This is a genomic window from Nitrobacter sp. JJSN, from assembly GCF_051912485.1.
GTDB lineage: Bacteria > Pseudomonadota > Alphaproteobacteria > Rhizobiales > Xanthobacteraceae > Nitrobacter.
Genome location: NZ_CP196822.1, coordinates 2,176,393 through 2,197,068, shown reverse-complemented (window position 1 = coordinate 2,197,068; position 20,676 = coordinate 2,176,393). Strand labels below are relative to the sequence as shown.

The following is a 20,676-nucleotide window of genomic DNA, read 5'->3' as shown; positions in this document are numbered from 1 at the left end:
AGAGGAATTCTAACACCGAATCGGCTCGTGAGATCTTCGAAACGTTTCGAAACAATTCTCGGAAGTGCTAGGTGCGCTCTAATGTCACGGATTCTCTATTTTCCGCAGATCTAGGGGGCACATGTCATCACATCATTACACGGACTTGGGTGCATCGAAATTCGAGCTTGGCTTCCCATCGATACGCACGGCGCTGCTCGCGGCGACCGCGTTGTCAATCTTCACCAGTAGCAGCACCTTTGCAGCGGAAAATAGTGCGAACGAGGTGTTGCTAAAAAAGCTTGACAAGATGGAGCGGCGTATCGCAACGCTCGAAGCCGAGTTGAAGCAGAAGGAAAGCCACTCGCAGGCTGGCGTCAGCGCCAAGCCCTCATCGCGGACGGGCCCGATCCGGAACGCCAACGCGACGGCATCATCCAGCGACGCGAAAGAGGCGACGGAGACGCCGGCTAAGCCGATGCTGAACCTCCCGCCGCTTCCAGCGGCAGGAGACAAGCCCATTCTCGGGTTGGTGGATTCACCTGTGTCCGGTCTCAGCATAGGCGCCTATGGCGAAGTCAAGTTTGGTGCGATGCAAAACCCCGCCGCCAACGGCCAGTGGCAGAACGGTTTCGATGCGCATCGCTTCGTCCTGTTGCCGACCTACGCGATCACGCCAAACATCATCCTCAATGCGGAGATCGAGTTCGAGCACGCGGGTTCGGGCTTTGACAATGACGACAAGCTGCACGGTACCGCCGAGATCGAGCAGCTCTGGGTCGATTTCAAGATCCTCGATCAGTTTAACTGGCGCGCGCCCGGCATCGATCTCGTGCCAATCGGCTACATCAACCAGCACCACGAGCCGACGCAGTTCTATAGCGTGAACCGGCCCGAACTCTACAACGGGCTTATTCCTTCAACCTGGAAGGTGCCGTCCTCCAGTGTCTACGGAACCATCACGGAAGACCTGAAATACCAAGTGATGGTCAGTACCAGCAACGAGGATTTTGGCGACTCCTTTGACAACCGTACTGAAGCGAAAACAGTCTCCTTGCCCGGCACGTCATACATAGCGGGCATCAACGGCCTGGATGCTCTTGGATTCTCCAGGCCACCGCTCGGCGACTTCCAGCAACTCAACAATGCCGTGGCGGTATCAGGCCGGCTGGATTACGCGCCAACCTTCGTGCCCGGCTTTGCCGGGAGCGTCAGCGGCTACTACTCGCCCAATACGACGCCGCGCGGCGCACATGACGATTTCGGCAACTTCCTTGGTAGGTCAAGCCTTGCGATGTTCGACGCCGAATTCCGGTACCGTGTCCCCAACACTGGCGCAGAGCTGCGCGGCGAATATGTCCGCGCCGAATTCGGGCGTCCGGAGAACTTGCGAGCGAACAACGATTCGGATCCCACCAACAACGTCGGCAAGGCCATGTACGGCTATTCCGGCGAGATCGCCTATCACGTGCCACTCGGAACCGTCTTAAACAGCGAGTGGGAGGCGGTGCCGTTCTATCGCTATACCTACCAGAATCTGCAGACCGGCGGCTTTGCTGGGACCGATGCCAATCTGCCGACCGGCGCCGGTCAGCGACAATTCCATACCGCCGGATTTGCTCTATTCCCGTCGCCGAAAATCGTGCTGAAGGCGACCTATCAGCATGTGATCGACAAGAGCATCACCGGCGCGATGTCGGACTCGTTCCTCGGCGGTGTCGGATTCTTCTTCTGAGATTAGCGCGGCACGTCGCAACGGGGAGCGCCAAGGCAAAACGAGAAACGAGATGGGAGCCAAGTGAGAGATGACGTGGATTCGATATACGCTGCCGGCCGCAGCGATCGTGTCAGCTGCCTCGCCTGCCTATGCGGTCCAGTACTTATCGATCGGGGAGGCGCAGAAGCACGCATTTCCGTCGGCGACGCATTTCACTGAAGTTCAGGCAGGCCGTGTCTGGAAGGCCGAAGCCGGCGGCAAGGTCGCGGGCTTCTTTATCTTCGACCGGGTTATCGGCAAGCACCTGTACATCGACTATGCGGTGGCGCTGACCCCTGGCGGCGCGGTGCATAAGGTCGAAATCCTGCAATACCGGGAATCATATGGCGGCGAGGTCAGAAGCCCAAGCTGGTTGGGCCAATTCGCAGGTAAGACCAGCAGCAGCGCGCTCAAGATCAACGGCGACATCCGGAACATCTCGGGCGCGACACTGTCATCGACGCATGTCACCGAGGGCGTGAAGAGGATCTTAGCCGCCTATGCCAATCGCCTTCGATAGCATTCGCCGCGCGCGGCCGCTACTCGGTACCTTTGTGGAGATCGAGGTCACAACTGCTGCCGGGCCCGAAACGGACGCCGCGATTGACGCCGCATTCGAGGCCATTGCCGAAGCTCATCGGTTAATGAGCTTCCACGAGCGCGACAGCGATGTCAGCCGCCTCAATCGGAACTCCGGAATCCGCCCGACACGGGTCCACGCCTGGACGTTCCAGGTCCTGGAGGCGGCGGTCGAGATGCATCGACGCTCCGGGGGCATTTTCGACGTCACCGTCGCGCCGGTGTTGCAGGCCATGGGTCTGCTGCCTGGATTGGATGGCGATCCGGTCATCAGGCCGGAACGGCGCGTCACCGATGCCATCGAGCTTTTGCCTGAACAGACAGTGCGCTTTCGGTCACCGGCGATCACGATCGATCTCGGTGGGATCGCCAAAGGCTTTGCAGTCGATCGCGGAATCGAGGTGCTACGTGGCTTCGATATACCGCGCGGGCTGATCAATGCCGGTGGTGATCTCCGGGCATTCGGGCAGGAGCCGCACATGATCCACGTCCGTGACCCGCGTGACCCGTCGCGATCAATTGGCCAGGTTGAGGTTAGAGACGAAGCATTGGCGTCGAGCGCACGCCGCTTCGATTTGATGGTCGGCGGCGGGCCCAGCAGTTCGGCCGTCATCGATCCTCAAACACAAAGACCGGCCGGCTCAATCGATGGCGCCACCATTCGCGCGCCGTCATGCATGGTCGCCGATGCGCTCACGAAGGTCGTCATGATCTCCGGGGTCGGCGCCGGCGACCTACTCGCGCATTACGGAGCGAGCGCCTTGTTGATCTCGGTCGATGGGGAGGTTCAGATCACGTCCGACTGGCCTCAGGCGGTGCACCTTGCGGCTTAAGAAATCATTTCGTGTCTCGACCTACGCAGCCTTCTCGGTTCTGAGCCTGAGCGGCGCCGTCTGGCTCCTGGCAGACTGGCAGAAAGAATTTTCCACCGGTGAGATCTGGCAGCAGGTCGCAGCTAATATGCTGATGATACACGGCGGCACCGCCATGCTTGCTCTGCTGCTATTGGGGGCTCTCATTCCGATACACCTGCTACGGGCCTGGCGAAGCCGCAAGAACCGCATCTCAGGATCGCTCGTAGTGACCATCAACGCCGTGCTGATCACTACGGCTTTCGGGTTGTACTATCTCGGATCGGAGGCCTTGCGACCCTGGATGAGTTGGATCCACCTTGCTGCCGGGTGTTCCGTGGTCCTGCTGCTACCAGTTCACATCTGGTTGGGAAGACGAGAGTCAAAAGTAAAACGTGGCGCCGACGCCAACACGCTTGCGTCGGTAAGCAACCAACCGACATGCTCCATCGTCCGAATTCAAGAGGGGCGCCATCGGTGAGCCTGTGTCTGGGCGGGCGATCAAGATCAGGCAAGCGGTGATCAGTACCGTCCTCGGTAATATCGTTCGTCGCATTCAGCGACGTAGATACGGCCATCAGGCGCGCGATAGCGGCACATCTGCGGCCTATTCGGGCGAGGATTGGTTGGTCGGCGACTGCCGCTCCAAGTAAGGCACCAGCGCCAAGGAGCGTGCTTCCGGTGTTTCTGCCGATAGCCTGACCAAGGAGTGCACCAGTGGCCCCGCCAAGGACGGCGCCAGTAGCAGTGCGTTGCTGCTCCGGGTTCGCACAACTCGCCAGCAAGGCGGTGATGACCAATAGGCGCGATGTGGACCACAAGCTGCGGGTGCTCCAACACGCTGACAAGATTGGCGATGTCGGCAAGGCTTGCGATATTTCGGCGTTGGTCGAGCCAGCTTTTATCTCTATGGAACAATCCCAATAGATATCGTACCAGAAGCGATATCGCCGAGAGCTACCGCGCGCGTCCGTTCAGAAATTGCTTCACAAGATTGTTGTCCCGATGAGGGAATTTCGTGGGATCGGCGGATTCATACTGCTGCAATGCCTGCCGCGCATCGGACGAGTCGATCTTGATCAGCGCGTCGACGGTCTCGGCCGCGAGCAGCGGGGGCAATGCGGTGGATTGCAGGAGCTTGGTCATTGCACCCACCGCGTTGTTGTTCTTCTGGCTCGCGGCGGCACGCAGCGCGCGAATACTAATGTCGGTATCGGCGTCCTTTATGAGCAACTGCACCGTCTCGCGCGCCTGCGGCCGGTCGATGGTTTGCAAGGCGTCCACGGCATTGGTGCGAATTTTCTTCCGCAGGCCGGGCATCGCGCCCGACGCGATCTCGCACGCGACCGTCACAGCTTCGTTTCCCCATGATTCGATGAGTTTTCCGGGATCCGTGCCGGGAGGCAAGTCGGTGGCGGACAGCAGATTGATGACGGCATTCTCGGTTTCGGTCGGCATTGGCCTTGCTCCTATTCGCCGTCGGGCACCTGACAGAGCGGGATTGCAGGCGGAAGAGTGCCGGGGGCTTGCAACATCGAAGCCAGCGGCAGCGGGGTGGTTTTTCCCTCTTCGAAATGCGTGGCGCCGGTTCTTGCCGCAGTGACTTGGCCGGCGGGGATCGTCAACCCGGTCTGCGTATCCCAGAACGGGAACATCAGGAAGGCCTCATCGCCGCCCTGGCATCTTCGATTGAAGAACGTGCCGGGAGGCTCGGTGCCCCGCCCGTCGCAAACGTGACGAAGACACAACGAATGGCCACATTCGTGCGCAGCGATCGCCTGCAAGTGCTCAATGCTCAGGTCTCCAGCGTTGTCGCCGCAAAAAATAGGACCTCCGCCGAAATAGGAGTATCCCGTCGAACGTTGAACATCGCGCACAAAGAAAATATTGAGCGCGCCCGGAACGCCAGGCCCGAGATTCAGCGCGTTTTGATCCGTGGCGACAACCTGCTGTGGCCAGATATTGGCGTTGGTGTCCACCACGGTTATCGTTCCGACGGGTTGCACGAGTTGAAACGAAATCCGCGCCTGAGCCCACGGCACGCTGATGGAATGCGGGCTTGATTCCGTGAACAGGCTGGTAATGTCGGCGATGCTCCGCGCGGTGCCGATGCCCGGCGTTGTTCCCAGCACCTGGAACGCCGCGATCGGAACGATGATGGTGTCGCCGAAGCGAACGGGCATGTCGGCGCGGCTGGTCCCGCCATCGGGATTGCGAACACGTATTCGGCGTACGCCGCGCAGCGAGCCAAGCGGCGCCCCGGGCACCTGCAAGTTGATGTCGGTTCGGGTGTTCGACGTCACCGGAACCGACGTGCCGGGATGACTTGCCAGCGACCAATCCTCGGCCAGCAATTGGCATCCGGGCGCGAATGCGAGCCCCGTCAGCGTTTGCGCTTGGCCTTCAAGAAACCGCGTGCCAGCGGCGATGGGGTCGAGTTTTGGGATTACGCGAACCATGACGCGATTGCTCCGTCGACTGGAAGCGCCTGCCGGACGGATCACGACCGGATGCGTGCTTTCTTCGGCGGTGTGAGGAACAGTGAAGAATGCGCTGGTCGAACTCGTCACCGTCGCGGTGGCATCGGGCTGCATCACGCCGTCAAAGAACACCTTGTCAGTACCTGGCTGAAAGTTCTGACCTGTGAATCGGCGCCCGGGTCACGTCGCTGGAAGGATGAGCAGTAACGTCCTGAAGGAAATTGAGAAAGCTTCGGCGGAGTGGGGTCACGATAGGCGCCGGTGTTGACCCCACCCCGGCGCGGGTTATGTCAACTGCGACAAGGAATTGTGGCCCATAGTTCACGGGGCCAAGTTCGGCGCCGATTAACATGCCACAAACTCACGCCGGGTCATCTCGCCAGAGGCTTGCACGAATTCGCGATGCTGGTTCTTGCCAAGCCCGGAGACATGCCCGTCGATCGCGACGTTATAGGGCGGGTCGGCAAAGACCATTTGCGCGCGAGCATTGCCCATCAGCGCCGCGAAGGTCTCGGGCTTGGTCGCGTCGCCACAGATCAACCGGTGCGGACCGATGGTCCAGATATCACCAAGTTGCGTGACTGCGGTGGCGGGTAGCGCCGGCAACTCATCGGCGGGGTCTGGCGCCGCCTCTCCATCGGAATTGACGATCAGGTCGATCTCGGCGAAGTCGAAACCGGTGATGGTAACGTCGAGGTCAGACTCCAGGATCGCCTCAAAATCCTCTTTGAGGATCTCGACGTCCCAGCCGGCATTCAAGGCGGTTCGATTGTCCGCGATCACATAGGCGCGCAGCTGCGCCGGGCTCAAATGATCGACGCGCAGGACCGGAATGGATTCGACGCCGAGCTGCTTCAGCGCCGCAAAAATCGCGTTGCCCTTCACAATGGTATTGTCGCCATCGACCAATAGCGGCAGCGTCAGCCCGAATTCGAGCACGCTGCGCACGAGCTGGTCGATCTGCTTCTCGCTATGCGTCCTTGGATTGCGCGGGTTCGGCTTCAATGCCGATGCCGGCACATATTCGATCTGCTCGGACGGCAGACGCACGATGGCGTTTTTGCCCGACCAGGCTGCTCGCTTCACGTCCATACTTCACTCCTCCAGTTCGGCTTCGTTAAAACCGGTCGCAAGGCTCGAAAAGGCGCACACCAACGCATGCAGATGCACGCGCTTAAAATGTTTCCTTTTCTGAACCTCGCGTCCGGCTCGATGCCGGTTGTCGCCGTAAATCGATCAGCGACAATGCAGAGCAGGTCTGCAAGGAAGCGAAGTAAGATTGGCTATACGCCGATTGATCTCGGCGTCAACAGGTTTTGGTGATGCTGCAAACTGCGCCCGCTGCGTTGTGCGCGTCCGTTAACCAATGTCCATAATCCGGAGACGGAGAGTTCGTTAAAAGTCGCATACTTTTCAAGCAACCGCCGACGAGATTCGATCTCATTTTCGACTGTCACAGCGCTGCTATCGAAGCCTGTAACTGCTGATCCAGTTGCGGACAACTAAACCCGTGGATGCTATCCCTCAACAATGATCCCTCTGGCGTGCCAAAAAACGAAGGCAATGCGCCGGTTGGTTGCAAATCAACTACCGCTCCGATTGCCTAGCTCTCCTTCTCGCCGGCGACCCGAGGCAACCAGCCTCGCCTCTCGAGTTCGTAGTCAAAGCTACGAAGGTGTTTCTCAATGAGAGATATAATTTTAAAATCGCCGGGAGAATAAGGACAGCCTTGGCGAGCGGACTCTTCCGCATCTAAACGATGCTCATCCAGCTTCTTCATAAAGATCTTTCGGGCTTCAAGTATTTTCTTGAGTTGAGCAAGCTCCTCGGGACCTCGGGGGCCGGTGATTATTACCTCGCCAGTGGAACGGTTGAGGTGCACGTCATCGGGATGCGGCAAAGGAGGTGGCAGACCGCGATTACGATGAGACTCTGCTAGCGCCGGATAATTATCCTTATAGTCAAGAGCCTCCTTATATAGATCAAGCACCTCCGCGCGCTTGGCTTGTTCGGCTTTATCGATCCTGTCGAGAGAAGCCTTTAACGCTAAACGATTGCCGTTGAGGCCCATCGCAGTCTGCTTTTTCAGCAGCGCTTCTTTAGTGCTGATGCTAGATGTGCGGTTGCCATCGCGGACCCGAAGCAAGTTTTCCGAGTTTTCTAAAACGAGATCGCCTAACGAGCGATTTTGACGGCGCTTTCGCTCTCGAGCTTTGCGCGATGAGCCGGGCAGGTTACCGCTTTGCCCTTTCTTGAACTGAGAGGCTTTCGGCGGTCGGCAATAACCGACTTTGTAGTCGTCGGTCATGTCGTCACCTCGCGCTCTGGAAGCTTGCGACTTCCGCAAAGGGGAGACAAGGTTCGGGTCGCATTGAGGTTGAGCCAAACACGGCAGCGCCTAGCCCGATGGGGCTCATCTGTCTTATTGAAGGCCTGACCGTGTCGCGGGGGTGAGGCTTGAACGCCTTAGACATCGACTACTCCTGGTCTGGCTCGGAGTAGCCTTTTCGAAGATCGAAAAGGCGAACTCCGAGCGCGGTTGAACGCGCTGCATCGGATTCTCCTTTTCTGACTTCACGTCGCGGGACGGCTGTACAACGTCCTGCCTAATGCGGTTGCTTGCGAATACACAAGAACGGCAAGAGCGGCCCTTCAAATACCGGGGCGCGGCGACAAGGCGGCAATATAGTGTGCAACGTACCCCGGTCAAGCTTTTGTTAATTCAATCAGGGACGATTTCTGGTTAGATCTCAAGACGCGCCTTCATTCTTCTTGCTGCCAGGTTATCAATTCCCTGCTTCACGCCCAAAATTCCCTGCTAATTGCGAGCAGGGAATTTGCGTCTAAGACCTGGCATTCGTTATCTTTTCTCGGGGAATGTCGCCTGTTTTTGCTGGAAAATGGCGCAAAAAGCAGATTAGCAGCGAATTTGTCGGCAATTTGGAAAACCAAACCGGCGAGACCGGTTCGCATCCGACTGCGTCCGCCACCAAGCAAAATCAATAACTTATATCGAATTTTTCTTCTCCAAAGCCGGACCTGAGAACTCGCCTGCACACTATCTGCCGATGCCAAATAGTGGTGCGTTGCTGGCAAGTATCGAAATGCGATCTGGTTTTCTGACGCGATCAATGTTGGTCGTGATGGAGAAAGATCATGTCTAGCGAACAATGTCCGAAGTGCAAAGGGTTAGGCTATAAAGTCGAAATGAGACGACCCGCTTATAGGTTCGCTCCGATCATGCCGCCGGCAGAGTGCGAAGAATGCGGTGGCACCGGGAAGGTCGTTCGAACACTGCAGAAATCGTAAGCAAGAAGGCCCACCAACAGCAATGTGGCGGGCCTCCTTTGTCTATCGACAACCATGCAGTCCATCGACGCAATCCACTGGTGCTCGGCACATAAGCCCGCACCGGACGCGAAGCGAAGATTCGAGTGATTACTATTGCGGCGGATTGATTCTGCGCTTTACCCATTGGCCGAGAACGTAGAACGCCACAAACATAATCGTGGCAACTGCAGCGATTGTGAAATCTGAGAACGCGTCTTTGAATGTCGTTGCGAGGATATAGACGCCGACGAGCCCAACTCCAAAGACAGCTAGCGAGGCAATTTCGGCAGTTCGTTTTTGGGTCAACTTAGTCTCCGCGTGATAGATTGTGGACTTTGATATGTGAAGCATAGTCGTCACTGTATCAGTGTTGCCAGTCGTTGGTGTCATACGGTCAGCAATGGTGGCACGGCCAACCAGTTGCTCATGGCAGGAATTAGGACATAAAGAGAGCAAATATCGAGCCCGTTTGGGTTTCAGGTTTCAGTATTCTTAAATGGAATCAATCGACGCTACCTGCGGCGTGTGTACTGGACCGTTTGGTCGTGCGCGATCCGATCGCGGGAGAGGAAAGCCGGGATGGCGGGTCTGTATTTCGAACAGTTTTCTGTCGGGCAAACGTTCGTTCATGAAATCCGGCGAACCGTCACCGACATGGACAACATTCTGTTCTCGTCGCTCACGTGCAATCCGGCCGCCGTGCATATCGACCACGAATATGCCAGATCCACTGAATTCGGCAAACCGCTGATGAATTCGATTTTTACGCTGGGCCTTATTATCGGACTTTCGGTGCAGGACACGACGCTCGGGACCACAGTCGGAAACCTCGGTATGGAGGAAACCAGATTTCCGCGTCCGGTGTTCGCCGGCGATACCTTGCGCGCGGAATCGAAGGTTGTTGCCGTTCGCGCCAGCAAGTCGCGTCCGGGGCAGGGCATCGTCACTCTCGAACATCGCGGTTTCAACCAGCGTGACGAGGAGGTGGTGTTCTGCCGCCGCAACGCGCTGATGATGCGGAGGCCGGCATGAAGTTGCGTTCGCTTCTGTTCGTTCCGGCCGACAGCGATCGCAAAATCGCGAAGGCCGACGCCTGCGGTGCCGACGCGCTGATCCTCGATCTCGAGGACTCCGTTGTGCCCGGCCGCAAGGCATTTGCGCGCGATGCGGTCAAGAGCCTGCTCGGCGCGGCCTCGCGCAACTGGCGCTTTCTGGTGCGGATCAACCCGCTCGGAACCGGATTGACGCTGGAGGATCTCGTCGCTGTCGTTCGCCCGGGGCTGGACGGTATCGTTATTCCGAAGGTCAACGGCGTTCAGGAGGTCGAGCGGATTTCGCACTATGTCGATGTCCTGGAGGTCGCCACCGGCATTCCTTCCGGGCATGTGAAGCTGCTGGTCGTCGCAACCGAGACGCCCGCTGCGATGCTCGGCTTTGCCAGCTATGTTACGGCTTGCCCGAGGCTGGTTGCCATGACATGGGGCGCGGAGGACCTCAGCGCCGCGCTCGGCGCGCTGACCAACAAAGAGCCGAACGGCGACTGGACGTTTCCTTATCAGGTCGCGCGTGCCCAATGCCTTTTCGCCGCCAACGCGGCCGGTGTTCTCGCGCTCGATACGCTGTACAGTGATTACAGGGATCAGGACGGCCTCGCCGAGAGTTGCCGGATTGCGCGCCGCGACGGCTTCGTTGGGCGCATCGCGATACATCCGGATCAGGTTGCCACCATCAACGCCTGCTTCACCCCGTCCGACGCCGATCTGGCTCACGCCCGCCGCGTCATTGCAGCCTTCGCCAGTCAACCCGACGTCGGCACGGTGGGCATCGACGGCAAGATGTATGACATTCCGCATCTGGTCGCGGCGAAGCGAGCGTTGGCCTCGGTCGGCGAGGTCATCGACGAGTGAGCGCCAGGTTCGCGGAAGCATTTGCGGCCGCGGCGCTGCCTTTCGTGGAGTGAGGGCGCGGCATCAAAGGTTACTCTCAGTGATGGCCGCATAGACCATCGTGCGAAGTTCGCGCCGGACCGGATAGGCCGTCGAGGGTATCACCTGGGTCATGAAAATGGTGATCAGCTCCTCCGCCGGATCAATCCAGAACGACGTCGTTGCAGCACCGCCCCAGGCGTATTCGCCGGGGCTTCCGGCGATGAGCGTCTTTGCGGGATTCATGGTGACCGAGAAGCCAAGGCCGAAGCCGATGCCGCTGTAGGTTGCTTCCGCAAACATCGATCGCGACATTTCCGGAAGGTCCCGGTTGCCGGGAAGGTGATTGGTCGTCATCAGCGCCAGCGTTTTTGGTCCTAACAGTCTCACGCCGCCGAGCTCGCCGCCGTTGAGCAGCGCGCGGCAGAAGGTGAGGTAATCGGAGGCCGTTGAGCACAGGCCGCCGCCTCCGGAAATGAAACTGGGTGGTGAAAGGAAAGAGCTTGTCGCCGGATCGTCCTGCAGCGTCAGGCTGCGTCGCGCGCTGTGCGACTGAAACGACATCATGCCGCCGGCGGTTGCATTGTAGCAGGCCGCGAGACGATGCGCTTTCTCGGCGGGAACGAAGAAGTCGGTGTCGTGCATTCCCAGCGGATTGAAAATACGCTCTTTCAGGTATTGGTCGAACGGAATGCCGCTGATCTTGCCGACGAGGTAACCGATCACGTCCGTGGATACCGAATAATTCCAGGCTTCGCCGGGCGAGAACTCGAGAGGAATGTCGGCGAGGCCCGCGATCATCGAATCGAGCGTGCCGGCCAACTCGATCGTGCCGATCTGCCTGTCGCGATAGGCGGCGTCGACGTTGCTGCGCTGCTGGAAACCGTAGGTCAGTCCTGATGTATGACGGAGAAGATCGACGATCTGCATGGACCGCGCTGGCGGTCTGGTTATGAAGGCGGGAGCGGTGCCGGCCTGGAATACGCCAAGGTTCTTCCACTCGGGAATGTATTTGTGAACCGGCTCGTCGAGCGCAACCAGGCCTTGCTCCACCAGCATCATGAAGGCGACCGACGTGATCGGCTTGGTCATGGAATAGATGCGGAAGATGGTGTCGTCCTTGACCGGCACCTTGCGTTCAAGATCGGCAAAACCCTGTACGGAGCTGTGCACGATGTTGCCACGCCGATACACTACAAGCCGCGTGCCCGGAAAGCGGCCGGCATCGATGTATCGCCGCTTCAGATGGTCGTCGATCCGATCGAGCGCGGCCTTGGACATGCCTGCAGTTTCGGGAGAGACGGGAGTGAAGGCTGGCATGTGGCGTCACTCCGGTGATGACGGAGCACGCTGCCGCACGATCCCGCGCAGCGCTCCCGTGGCGGCTGGTACGCCACTTAAATCTCAGATGCGAAGGGGTGGCAATCGGGGACAGGTCGTGCAAGAAAACGCCGCGGAGCGGACACTCTGCGGAAGAAATTGGGACGGAAGTGACATGGCAAGCGATCAGACAATCTTGAGCCCGTCGGTTTGACGAATGGCAGATCAACCAATCCTGATCATCGGCGCCGGCCACGCGGGTTTTCAACTTGCGGTGTCGCTGCGTCAGGCGGGGTACGCCGGTCCCGTCAGCCTGATCAATGACGAGCCGCATCTGCCCTATCAGCGGCCACCGCTCTCGAAAGCATATCTGAAAGGCGGTGGCAGCCCCGATTCGGTGATGTTCAGGCCGGAGAAATTCTATCTCGACCAGCATGTTGACCTGATCGCGGATCGCGGTGTCGCCATCGACCGCAGCGCGCGTGAACTGGTCTGTGCCTCCGGCGCTTCCCGAGCTTACAAGCATCTTGTGCTGGCGACCGGCGCACGCAATCGGCTCCTCGATATCCCGAATGCCGGCCTGGAAGATGTGCTTTATCTGCGCACGCTCGATGAAAGCGAGGCGCTGCGCCAACGCTTTGGCTCCGGGGGGCGGGTGGTCGTGGTCGGTGCCGGCTTCATTGGCCTCGAATTCGCGGCGACTGCGCGGGCGAAGGGCCTCGAGGTCGATGTGGTGGAGCTCGCGCCGCGCGTCATGGCGCGCGCGGTCACGCCGGAGATTTCGGAATTTTTTCAGCGCCGGCACAGCGAGGCGGGAACTCGTCTTCATTTCGGCGTGCAGGCAACGAGCATCACCAGCGAAGAGAGCCGCGTTACCGGCGTCACTTTGAGCGATGGCCGGCAACTCACGGCCGACCTCGTGGTGGTCGGCGTCGGAGTTTTTCCCAATGTCGAACTGGCGGCGGAGGCGGGTTTGCCGGTCGCTTCCGGCATCATTGTCGATGAGCACCTGCTCACCGCCGACCCGGACATTTCAGCGATCGGTGACTGCGCGCTGTTTGCGAGTGTGCGCTTCGGTGCGCCGCTTCGGCTCGAATCCGTGCAGAACGCGACCGATCAGGCCCGCTGTGTGGCGGCACGATTGACCGGCGACACAAAGAGTTATGACGGCCTGCCGTGGTTCTGGAGTGATCAGGGGCCGGACAAGCTGCAGATCGCCGGCCTGACCACCGGCTACGATCAGGTTGTCGTGCGGGGCGACGCCGGGCAGGGATCGTTCTCGGCATTTTGTTACAAGGCCGGCCGCCTGATCGGAGTCGAATCCGTCAATCGCGGGTCGGATCACGTCTTCGGCCGCCGCATTCTCGCGGTGAGCGGCTCGATTCCGCCGGATCAGGCTGCCGATACCACTTTCGATCTCAAGCAGGCGCTTGCCTGAATTCCTGCCGGCAGCGCGGACGCGGCGGGTTCGGACGCCTTGGCGCGATAGCCAAAGGTTTCCGTTGAGCGATCCGTGTCGCTTATCAATCGTGCCGCAATCAGTTCGGGACGAGCGGGCCTCGACGTGACGCCTTTGTGCAGCTTACCCTCGAGCGGCGGATGTTATCATTTAGGCCGCATGACTATATCTACCGAGGTTGCTGAATCGGGGTCATGAGAGGAGGAAGCGATGACGGTTTATGCCGGTCCGGTCTTCGACATGGCGGTTCAGCAGTTCGGAGTCATCGCCAATCATCTGTCGATCCCGATGGACGAGCGCGAACGCATCCTGATGCCGAAGCGGGCCATCACGGTGTCCTGTCCGATCCATCGCGACGACGGGTCGATCGCGGTTTTCGAGGGCTACCGCGTCCAGCATCACCTCACGCTGGGTCCGACCAAGGGCGGCACGCGCTTCGCCCCGAGCGTTGACATCGGCGAAATAGCCGCGCTTGCCATCTGGATGAGCTGGAAATGCGCGCTGGTCGGGTTGCCTTATGGTGGCGCCAAGGGTGGCATCAGGGTTGATCCCCGATCGATTTCGGTGCGCGAGCTGGAAGGGCTGTCTCGTCGCTACATGCAGGAGATGATTCCGTTCGTCGGGCCGCACACCGACGTGATGGCGCCGGACATGGGCACCAACGAGCAGGTGATGGCTTGGTTCATGGATACTTACTCCATGTATCAGGGTAGCACTGTCACCGAGATCGTCACCGGCAAGCCCGTGAGTTCAGGCGGCACGCTCGGCCGCCGCGAAGCCACCGGCCGCGGCGTCGCCCATCTCGTCCGCCGCGTGATGAAGGATCTCGGCATCGCACTCAATGGCGCGACCGCGGTCGTTCAGGGTTTCGGCAACGTCGGCTCCCATGCGGCGCTCGAACTTTACAATTCGGGCATCAAAATCATCGCGGTGAGCGATCACACCGACGCGCTTTATGACAGGAACGGGCTGGATATTCCCGCGCTGGTGCGCCACGCCACCATGCACGGGAGCATTGCCGGCTATTCCAACCAGCTTCACTACGACCCCGCGGCGATCCTGACGCTGCCGTGTGACGTGCTCGTTCCCGCCGCCATGGAGCGCGTGATCGATGCGCATATTGCTGAGAATCTGAAATGCCGCGTACTGGCCGAGGGCGCCAATGGGCCGACGACGCCTGCGGCCGATCTGATCCTGGAGAAGCGTCAGCCCGAGATTTTCGTGATCCCCGACATCCTCTGCAATTCCGGTGGCGTCGTGGTCAGTTACTTCGAATGGGTGCAGGATCTGCAGCAACTGTTCTGGGAAGAAGACGAAGTGACGCGCCGCGAATACCAGATCCTGGATAGGGCGTTCGACCACATGGTCAGCCGCGCGAAAAAGGACAACATTCCACATCGCACCGCGGCGATGGCGCTGGGTGTTGAAAAGGTGCGGGCCGCGAAGGCCACGCGGGGACTTTTTCCGTGATAGCCGACCTTGCCGGGACAAACCGCGACGGGGCATTGATTGGCTCCGTATCGCCGATCGCGATCGATCTCAGCCTTTAGTCGAATTTGGATTGATGCGGTGCAGCATTTTCTTGACTTTCGATAGAGTGAGTGCTTACTCACATTCCATGAGCAGCCTGCGGATGACCAGCGATCTGCGCCGGGAACTGATCCTGAGCGCCGCGAAGCAATGCTTCGCTCGCTATGGATTCGCGGGTACCACGACCAAGAGCGTTGCCGCCGCTGCGTCGATCTCCGAGGCGTTGCTGTTCAAACACTTTCCGACCAAGTCGGCGCTCTATGCCGAAATCCTGGCCGAGGCCTGCCAGGCGGATCCGGCGTTGCACCGCTTGCTCGATCGCGAACCCTCGACGGAGACGCTGGTCATTCTCATCCGGGGCATGGTCGACCACTTCCTGAATGCCTCCGCCTCTCCGGATCAGCAGGAGGCGCAACGCTTGCGCCTCATGATCTCAAGCCAGCTTGACGACGGCGAATTCGCCCGATTGCTGTACGAAAAAATAAGGGACCTGATTGGTCGGGCTTTCACGGCATCGCTCGAGCGTGCGATCGCCGCCGGGGATGCTGTGCCGGTCGGGCGCGAGCCCCTCAATCTATTCTGGTTTGCCCATCACACGGTTCTCATGATGGTTCTGAGCAAGCTTCCTTCCGTTCCAACCTTGTCCTATGGCGCTGCGCCTGATCTGGAGCGGCAGATTTGTGAATTCATTCTTCGCGGAGTCGGTCTGAACGCAGCGGCAATTGCCTTGTATCTGGACCGGCAATTTGTATTCAACGCCGCCCACACGTCGGCCGCAGAAAGTGCATGACATGACGGTAAAAAGGGAAGGCAGTGCCGGCGACAAGGCCGGCGTTTCGGCTCATGACCTGGGCGAGAAGTCTCTCTCGCGTCCTCTGCGCATGAGGCGCTGGTTCATCATCGTCGGCTTGGCGCTCGCGCTGCTCGTCGGCGGGCTAGTCGGATTTAATGCGTTCCGTGCGCACATGATCGCGCAGTTCTTCGCCAACAATAAGCCGCCGCCGGTGACGATCAGCGCGGTCGAAGCGAAGTCCGAGGTGCTACCAAACCTGCAGCGGGCCGTCGGCAGTCTTGCCGCGGTGCATCAGGTCAACGTCACGTCCGACGTTAATGGCCGCATCACCGACATCCTGTTCACCGCCGGCAGCCGCGTCACCAAGGGCACGCCGCTGGTGCAACTGTTCGACAAGCCGGACCAGGGCGATCTCGCCAGCTTCAAGGCGCAGGCGACCGTCGCGAGACTGGCGCTGGAGCGGGCGAAGCAGCTCGCGGCGCGACAAGTCGGTCCGCAGGTGACCGTAGATCAGGCGCAAGCCGCTTTCGACCAGGCCAATGCAGGCATCGACAAGACCGAGGCGATCATTTCGCAGAAGCTGGTGCGCGCGCCGTTCGATGGCGTGCTCGGCGTGCGTCAGGTGGAGGTGGGACAATTCCTTACCGCCGGCACGCAGATCGTGTCGCTGACCGATCTGTCGACCTTGTACGCGAACTTCACCGTCACTGAAAAGGACAGCGGTCGGCTTTCCGTGGGCCAGACTGTGCGAGTGTCGGTCGATGCCTATCCAGGCAAGGAGTTCGACGGCAAGATCACCACCATCGAGCCTCAGATTGCGACCGACACCCGGAACATCCGAGTCCAGGCGACCATCGACAACCCCGGCGATATCCTGAAACCGGGCATGTTCGCGAATGTGACCGTGGTGCTGCCGGATAAGCCAGCGGTCATCACGGTGCCGGAAACCGCTGTCGAGTACACGCTGTATGGCGACTCCGTCTATCTCATCAAGGAGAAGAAGGAGAGTGACGGCAAGACCAGCTTGACCGCGGAGCATACCTTCGTGCGCACCGGTGAGCGGATCGACGGACGCGCGGTGATCGAGAAGGGGCTGAAGCCCGGCGACAAGGTCGCCGCGGTTGGTCAACTCAAGCTGCAGTCGGGCACCACGGTCGAGATCTCGAAGGATCCGCTGCCGCCGATCCCGGAGAAGCCGCCGCTGAACTGATTTCCCGTGGGGACTGCCCGGGGCGGCCCCCACATCGATCGAACGTCTCGCCCATGCTCCGATCAGCGGAGCGGCCCCGTTCAACGGAGCGCCTGCAATGGTATTCACCGATATCTTCATCAAGCGGCCGGTGTTGTCGGTCGTTGTCAGCCTGCTGATCCTGTTGATTGGTCTGGCGGCAGCCTACAATTTGCCGATCCGGCAGTATCCGAAGTTGTCCAACACCGTGATCACGGTCACCACTGCCTATCCGGGCGCGTCGCCGGAATTGATGCAGGGCTTTATCACCACGCCGATCGAGCAGGCGGTCGGGTCGGCCGAGGGTGTCGACTACATCACCTCCGCCTCGACCCAAAGCCAGAGCCAGATCAAGGTCTACGTCAAACTGAACTTCGATCCGAACTCGGCGCTCACCGAGGTGCTGTCGAAGGTCAATTCGGTGAAGTACCTGATCCCGAAGGAAGCCAATGACCCGGTGGTCGTGAAGTCCACCGGCGAGACTACGGCGGTGATGTATATCGGCTTCTCGAGCGACGAACTGTCGGGCTCGGCGATCTCCGACTACCTGACGCGCGTGGTGCAGCCGATCCTTTCGACCGTGGACGGTGTGGCCTCGGCTGATATCCTCGGCGGCCAGACCTTCGCGATGCGCCTCTGGCTCGATCCGGTAAAGATGGCCGGGCGCAACGTGACGACCACCGAGGTCGCACTCGCGATCGCTGCCAATAATTTCCAGGCGGCCGCGGGCCAGACCAAGGGCTACTACACGATCTCCAACGTCTCGACCAACACTGACCTGCAGAGCGTCGAGCAGTTCAAGCGCATGACGGTGAGGGCCAAGGACGGTGGCTTTGTGCGCATGGAGGACATCGCCGACATCCAGCTTTCTGCGCAGAGCACCGATGCGAGTGTCGCCTTCAGCGGCCAGCGCGCGATCTTCATCGGCGTGCAGGCAACCCCGCAAGGCAACCCGCTGAATATCGTCAGGGGTGTGCGGGCGCTGTTCCCCGACATTGAGCGAAATCTTCCGCCGTCGATGAAGATGAAGGTGGCCTACGACTCAACCAAGTTCATCACCTCATCGATCCACGAAGTGGAGAAGACCCTGATCGAGGCGATTGCCATCGTCATCGTGGTGATCTTCCTGTTCCTCGCCTCTCTGCGCTCGGTCATCATTCCGGTGGTGACGATCCCGCTATCGCTGATCGGCGTCTGCAGCCTGATGATGGCGGCCGGATTCAGCATCAACCTGCTGACGCTGCTGGCGATGGTGCTGGCTATCGGCCTCGTGGTCGATGACGCCATCGTGGTAGTCGAGAACATCCACCGCCATCTCGAGGAGGGCAAGACGCCGGTTCAGGCGTCGTTGCAGGGCGCGCGCGAAATCGTCAGCCCGGTTATCTCGATGACGATCACGCTGGCCGCGGTATACGCGCCGATCGGTTTTCTCGGTGGCCTCACGGGCGCGCTATTCCGCGAATTCGCCTTCACGCTGGCGGGATCGGTGATCGTCTCAGGCGTGATCGCGCTGACGCTGTCGCCGATGATGTGCTCGGTGCTGCTCAAGCACGGCGGGCAGGGCTGGTTCGCCACCAAGGTCGACAAGATCTTCACTTCGGTCACGCACTGGTACGGTCGCAAACTGGACCGCTCCCTCGATTATCGGCCGATCACGGCGCTGTTCGCAGTGACGATCCTCGGGCTCGTTGGTTTTCTTTATATGCACACGTCCAAAGAGCTGGCGCCGGAGGAGGATCAGGGCATCGTGTTCGCGGTCATCAAGGGACCGAAATACGCCAACATCGACTACATGGATTTCTACGGCGAGAAGCTCGACAAGGCGTTTGCGAGCTTTCCTGAAACCGACCTGCGCTTCATGATCAACGGTATCAACGGCATCAACGGCGGCATCGCCGGCATGTTGCTGAAGCCGTGGGACGAGCGCAAGCGATCCGCAATGGATATCAAGCCATTGGTGCAGGCCGACATCAGCAAGGTCGAGGGCGTGAATGCCTTTGCCTTCAATCGGCCGCCGCTTCCGGGAGGTCCGGGCGGTCTGCCGGTGCAAATGGTACTCTACACCACGGCAGGCTTTCAGGCGGTCTACGAGGAGATGAACAAGCTGAAGGAGGCGGCCCGCAAGAGCGGCCTATTCATCGTCAGCGATAGCGATCTTGACTACAACCAGCCGGTGGTACGCGTCACCATCGACCGGACCAAGGCGAACGATCTTGGCGTCAACATGCAGCAGATCGGCGCGACACTGGCGACGCTGCTCGGTGGCAACTACGTGAACCGCTTCAACCTCCAGGGACGTTCCTATCAGGTGATCCCGCAGGTGCCGCGCGGCCTGCGTCTTTCGGCGGAATCGCTTGATGGCTACTATGTACCGAGCAGCACGGGGCAGCAGATTCCGCTGACCACGCTGGTGACGGTCAAGACCGACACTGATCCCAATGCGCTGACGCACTACAACCAGCTCAATGCGGCGACATTCCAGGCCGTGCCGATGCCGGGCGTGACGGTGGGCCAGGCGGTGGAATTTCTCGAACAGCAGGCGCGAAATCTGCCGAAGGGCTTCAGCCACGATTATCTCGCCGACTCGCGACAATATGTAACGGAAGGCAATCAGCTCGCGATGGCTTTCGGCTTCGCGCTCATCATCATCTACCTGGTGCTGGCGGCGCAGTTCGAAAGTCTTCGCGATCCGCTCGTTATCATGATCAGCGTTCCGATGGCGATCTCGGGTGCCCTGATCCCGCTGTTCTTCGGCGTTGCGACCATCAACATCTATACCCAGGTGGGCCTGCTGACGCTGATCGGCCTCATCAGCAAGCACGGCATTTTGATGGTCGAATTCGCCAACGAGTTGCAGCTCAACGAGCGCCTCGATAAGCGCGCGGCGATCGAGATGGCGGCACGGGTCAGGCTGCGCCCGATCCTGATGACGACCGCTGCGATGGTCACCGGCCTGCTGCCGCTACTGACGGCATCGGGTGCGGGGGCGGCGAGCCGGTTCTCGATCGGTCTCGTCGTCGTGTCGGGCATGTTGATTGGAACGATGTTCACCCTGTTCGTACTTCCCGCCGTCTACGTGGCGATCGCAACCGATCACCTGGCTGACGCAGGATCGGATCGCAACAAGCAGATTGGGGACTTTGACATGGACTCGAAAGCGCTGCGGCCGACATAACCCCCGTGCGCATATCGACCGACAGGAGGCCGGGCTGCGTCGCGGTCCTTGATCGCAGCTTTCGGCGACCGATCTGAAAGCCATCGATGGCCGCATTGTGCGCGATCTGCTTTCCTGTGCGCCAGGTTCGAGCGGGTGCAAGCGGAGTTTCCGGATCGTTTGGCGGTCCGGACAATCGTCACGGCAGCGACCGGTTTGCGCCTCCGAACAGCAATACTTAAGTTGGAATCATAACGTTCGGCGAGGCCGTACGATTTTCTGCGTTCGGAGA

The 20,676-nt window shown here is 59.8% G+C and carries 17 protein-coding genes; 11 read left to right on the top strand and 6 right to left on the bottom strand.

Annotation, left to right across the window (positions count from 1 at the left end):
• Positions 1 to 121 precede the first annotated feature (121 nt).
• The 4 genes from ACSZOQ_RS10905 to ACSZOQ_RS10890 all read left to right on the top strand — a co-directional run bounded on the left by ACSZOQ_RS10905 (position 122) and on the right by ACSZOQ_RS10890 (position 3,646).
• Positions 122 to 1,714 carry a hypothetical protein gene (locus ACSZOQ_RS10905; RefSeq protein WP_439922560.1) on the top strand — a complete coding sequence of 531 codons (1,593 nt, stop codon included), beginning with the start codon at positions 122 to 124 and terminating at the stop codon, positions 1,712 to 1,714.
• Between the two features lie 70 nt (positions 1,715 to 1,784).
• Positions 1,785 to 2,255 carry an FMN-binding protein gene (locus tag ACSZOQ_RS10900; protein ID WP_439922559.1) on the top strand — a complete coding sequence of 157 codons (471 nt, stop codon included), beginning with the start codon at positions 1,785 to 1,787 and terminating at the stop codon, positions 2,253 to 2,255.
• Positions 2,236 to 3,147: an FAD:protein FMN transferase gene (locus ACSZOQ_RS10895; RefSeq protein WP_439922558.1), complete on the top strand. Its 912-nt coding sequence runs from the start codon at positions 2,236 to 2,238 to the stop codon at positions 3,145 to 3,147. The genes ACSZOQ_RS10900 and ACSZOQ_RS10895 overlap by 20 nt, the downstream gene beginning before the upstream one ends.
• Complete coding sequence (locus ACSZOQ_RS10890; RefSeq protein ID WP_439922557.1) at positions 3,137 to 3,646, top strand: hypothetical protein; 510 nt, start codon at positions 3,137 to 3,139, stop codon at positions 3,644 to 3,646. The genes ACSZOQ_RS10895 and ACSZOQ_RS10890 overlap by 11 nt, the downstream gene beginning before the upstream one ends.
• A 476-nt stretch (positions 3,647 to 4,122) precedes the next feature.
• On the opposite strand, the gene ACSZOQ_RS10885 is transcribed toward ACSZOQ_RS10890, so the two are convergent.
• The 5 genes from ACSZOQ_RS10885 to ACSZOQ_RS10865 form a co-directional block, all read right to left on the bottom strand.
• Entirely contained in the window at positions 4,123 to 4,623 is a 501-nt protein-coding gene (locus ACSZOQ_RS10885) for a HEAT repeat domain-containing protein (protein WP_439922556.1), read from the bottom strand.
• Positions 4,624 to 4,634: 11 nt separating this feature from the next.
• Positions 4,635 to 5,777, bottom strand: coding sequence for a hypothetical protein (locus ACSZOQ_RS10880; protein WP_439922555.1), 1,143 nt, complete (start codon positions 5,775 to 5,777; stop codon positions 4,635 to 4,637).
• Between the two features lie 213 nt (positions 5,778 to 5,990).
• Positions 5,991 to 6,737, bottom strand: a complete 747-nt coding sequence (locus ACSZOQ_RS10875) for a ParB N-terminal domain-containing protein (RefSeq protein WP_439922554.1) — start codon at positions 6,735 to 6,737, stop codon at positions 5,991 to 5,993.
• Positions 6,738 to 7,248: 511 nt separating this feature from the next.
• Positions 7,249 to 7,953, bottom strand: coding sequence for a DUF5681 domain-containing protein (locus ACSZOQ_RS10870; RefSeq protein WP_439922553.1), 705 nt, complete (start codon positions 7,951 to 7,953; stop codon positions 7,249 to 7,251).
• Between the two features lie 1,133 nt (positions 7,954 to 9,086).
• Positions 9,087 to 9,281 (bottom strand): hypothetical protein, encoded by a 195-nt coding sequence (locus tag ACSZOQ_RS10865; RefSeq protein ID WP_439922552.1) that lies wholly within the window; start codon positions 9,279 to 9,281, stop codon positions 9,087 to 9,089.
• A 273-nt stretch (positions 9,282 to 9,554) separates the two neighbouring features.
• On the opposite strand from ACSZOQ_RS10865, the gene ACSZOQ_RS10860 reads away from it, so the two are divergent.
• Both ACSZOQ_RS10860 and ACSZOQ_RS10855 read left to right on the top strand, forming a co-directional pair.
• Positions 9,555 to 10,007 (top strand): MaoC family dehydratase, encoded by a 453-nt coding sequence (locus ACSZOQ_RS10860; protein ID WP_439922551.1) that lies wholly within the window; start codon positions 9,555 to 9,557, stop codon positions 10,005 to 10,007.
• A complete protein-coding gene (locus ACSZOQ_RS10855; RefSeq protein ID WP_439922550.1) occupies positions 10,004 to 10,882 on the top strand; it encodes an HpcH/HpaI aldolase/citrate lyase family protein in 879 nt (292 codons plus the stop codon). Before ACSZOQ_RS10860 ends, ACSZOQ_RS10855 begins: the two co-directional genes overlap by 4 nt.
• A gap of 63 nt (positions 10,883 to 10,945) precedes the next feature.
• On the opposite strand, the gene ACSZOQ_RS10850 is transcribed toward ACSZOQ_RS10855, so the two are convergent.
• On the bottom strand, positions 10,946 to 12,220 hold the full coding sequence (locus tag ACSZOQ_RS10850; protein ID WP_439922549.1) for a serine hydrolase domain-containing protein: 1,275 nt from the start codon (positions 12,218 to 12,220) through the stop codon (positions 10,946 to 10,948).
• Positions 12,221 to 12,437: 217 nt separating this feature from the next.
• On the opposite strand from ACSZOQ_RS10850, the gene ACSZOQ_RS10845 reads away from it, so the two are divergent.
• From ACSZOQ_RS10845 to ACSZOQ_RS10825, 5 genes are all read left to right on the top strand, one after another.
• Positions 12,438 to 13,658 carry an NAD(P)/FAD-dependent oxidoreductase gene (locus ACSZOQ_RS10845; RefSeq protein WP_439922548.1) on the top strand — a complete coding sequence of 407 codons (1,221 nt, stop codon included), beginning with the start codon at positions 12,438 to 12,440 and terminating at the stop codon, positions 13,656 to 13,658.
• Positions 13,659 to 13,889: 231 nt separating this feature from the next.
• Complete coding sequence (locus ACSZOQ_RS10840) at positions 13,890 to 15,149, top strand: Glu/Leu/Phe/Val family dehydrogenase (RefSeq protein ID WP_439922547.1); 1,260 nt, start codon at positions 13,890 to 13,892, stop codon at positions 15,147 to 15,149.
• A 148-nt stretch (positions 15,150 to 15,297) separates the two neighbouring features.
• The gene (locus ACSZOQ_RS10835; protein ID WP_439922546.1) at positions 15,298 to 15,999 is read left to right on the top strand and encodes a TetR/AcrR family transcriptional regulator; all 702 of its coding nucleotides are present in this window, start codon (positions 15,298 to 15,300) and stop codon (positions 15,997 to 15,999) included.
• A gap of 1 nt (position 16,000) precedes the next feature.
• A complete protein-coding gene (locus ACSZOQ_RS10830; RefSeq protein WP_439922545.1) occupies positions 16,001 to 17,212 on the top strand; it encodes an efflux RND transporter periplasmic adaptor subunit in 1,212 nt (403 codons plus the stop codon).
• A 97-nt stretch (positions 17,213 to 17,309) separates the two neighbouring features.
• Positions 17,310 to 20,405 (top strand): multidrug efflux RND transporter permease subunit, encoded by a 3,096-nt coding sequence (locus tag ACSZOQ_RS10825; protein ID WP_439922544.1) that lies wholly within the window; start codon positions 17,310 to 17,312, stop codon positions 20,403 to 20,405.
• The last annotated feature ends 271 nt before the right edge of the window (positions 20,406 to 20,676 follow it).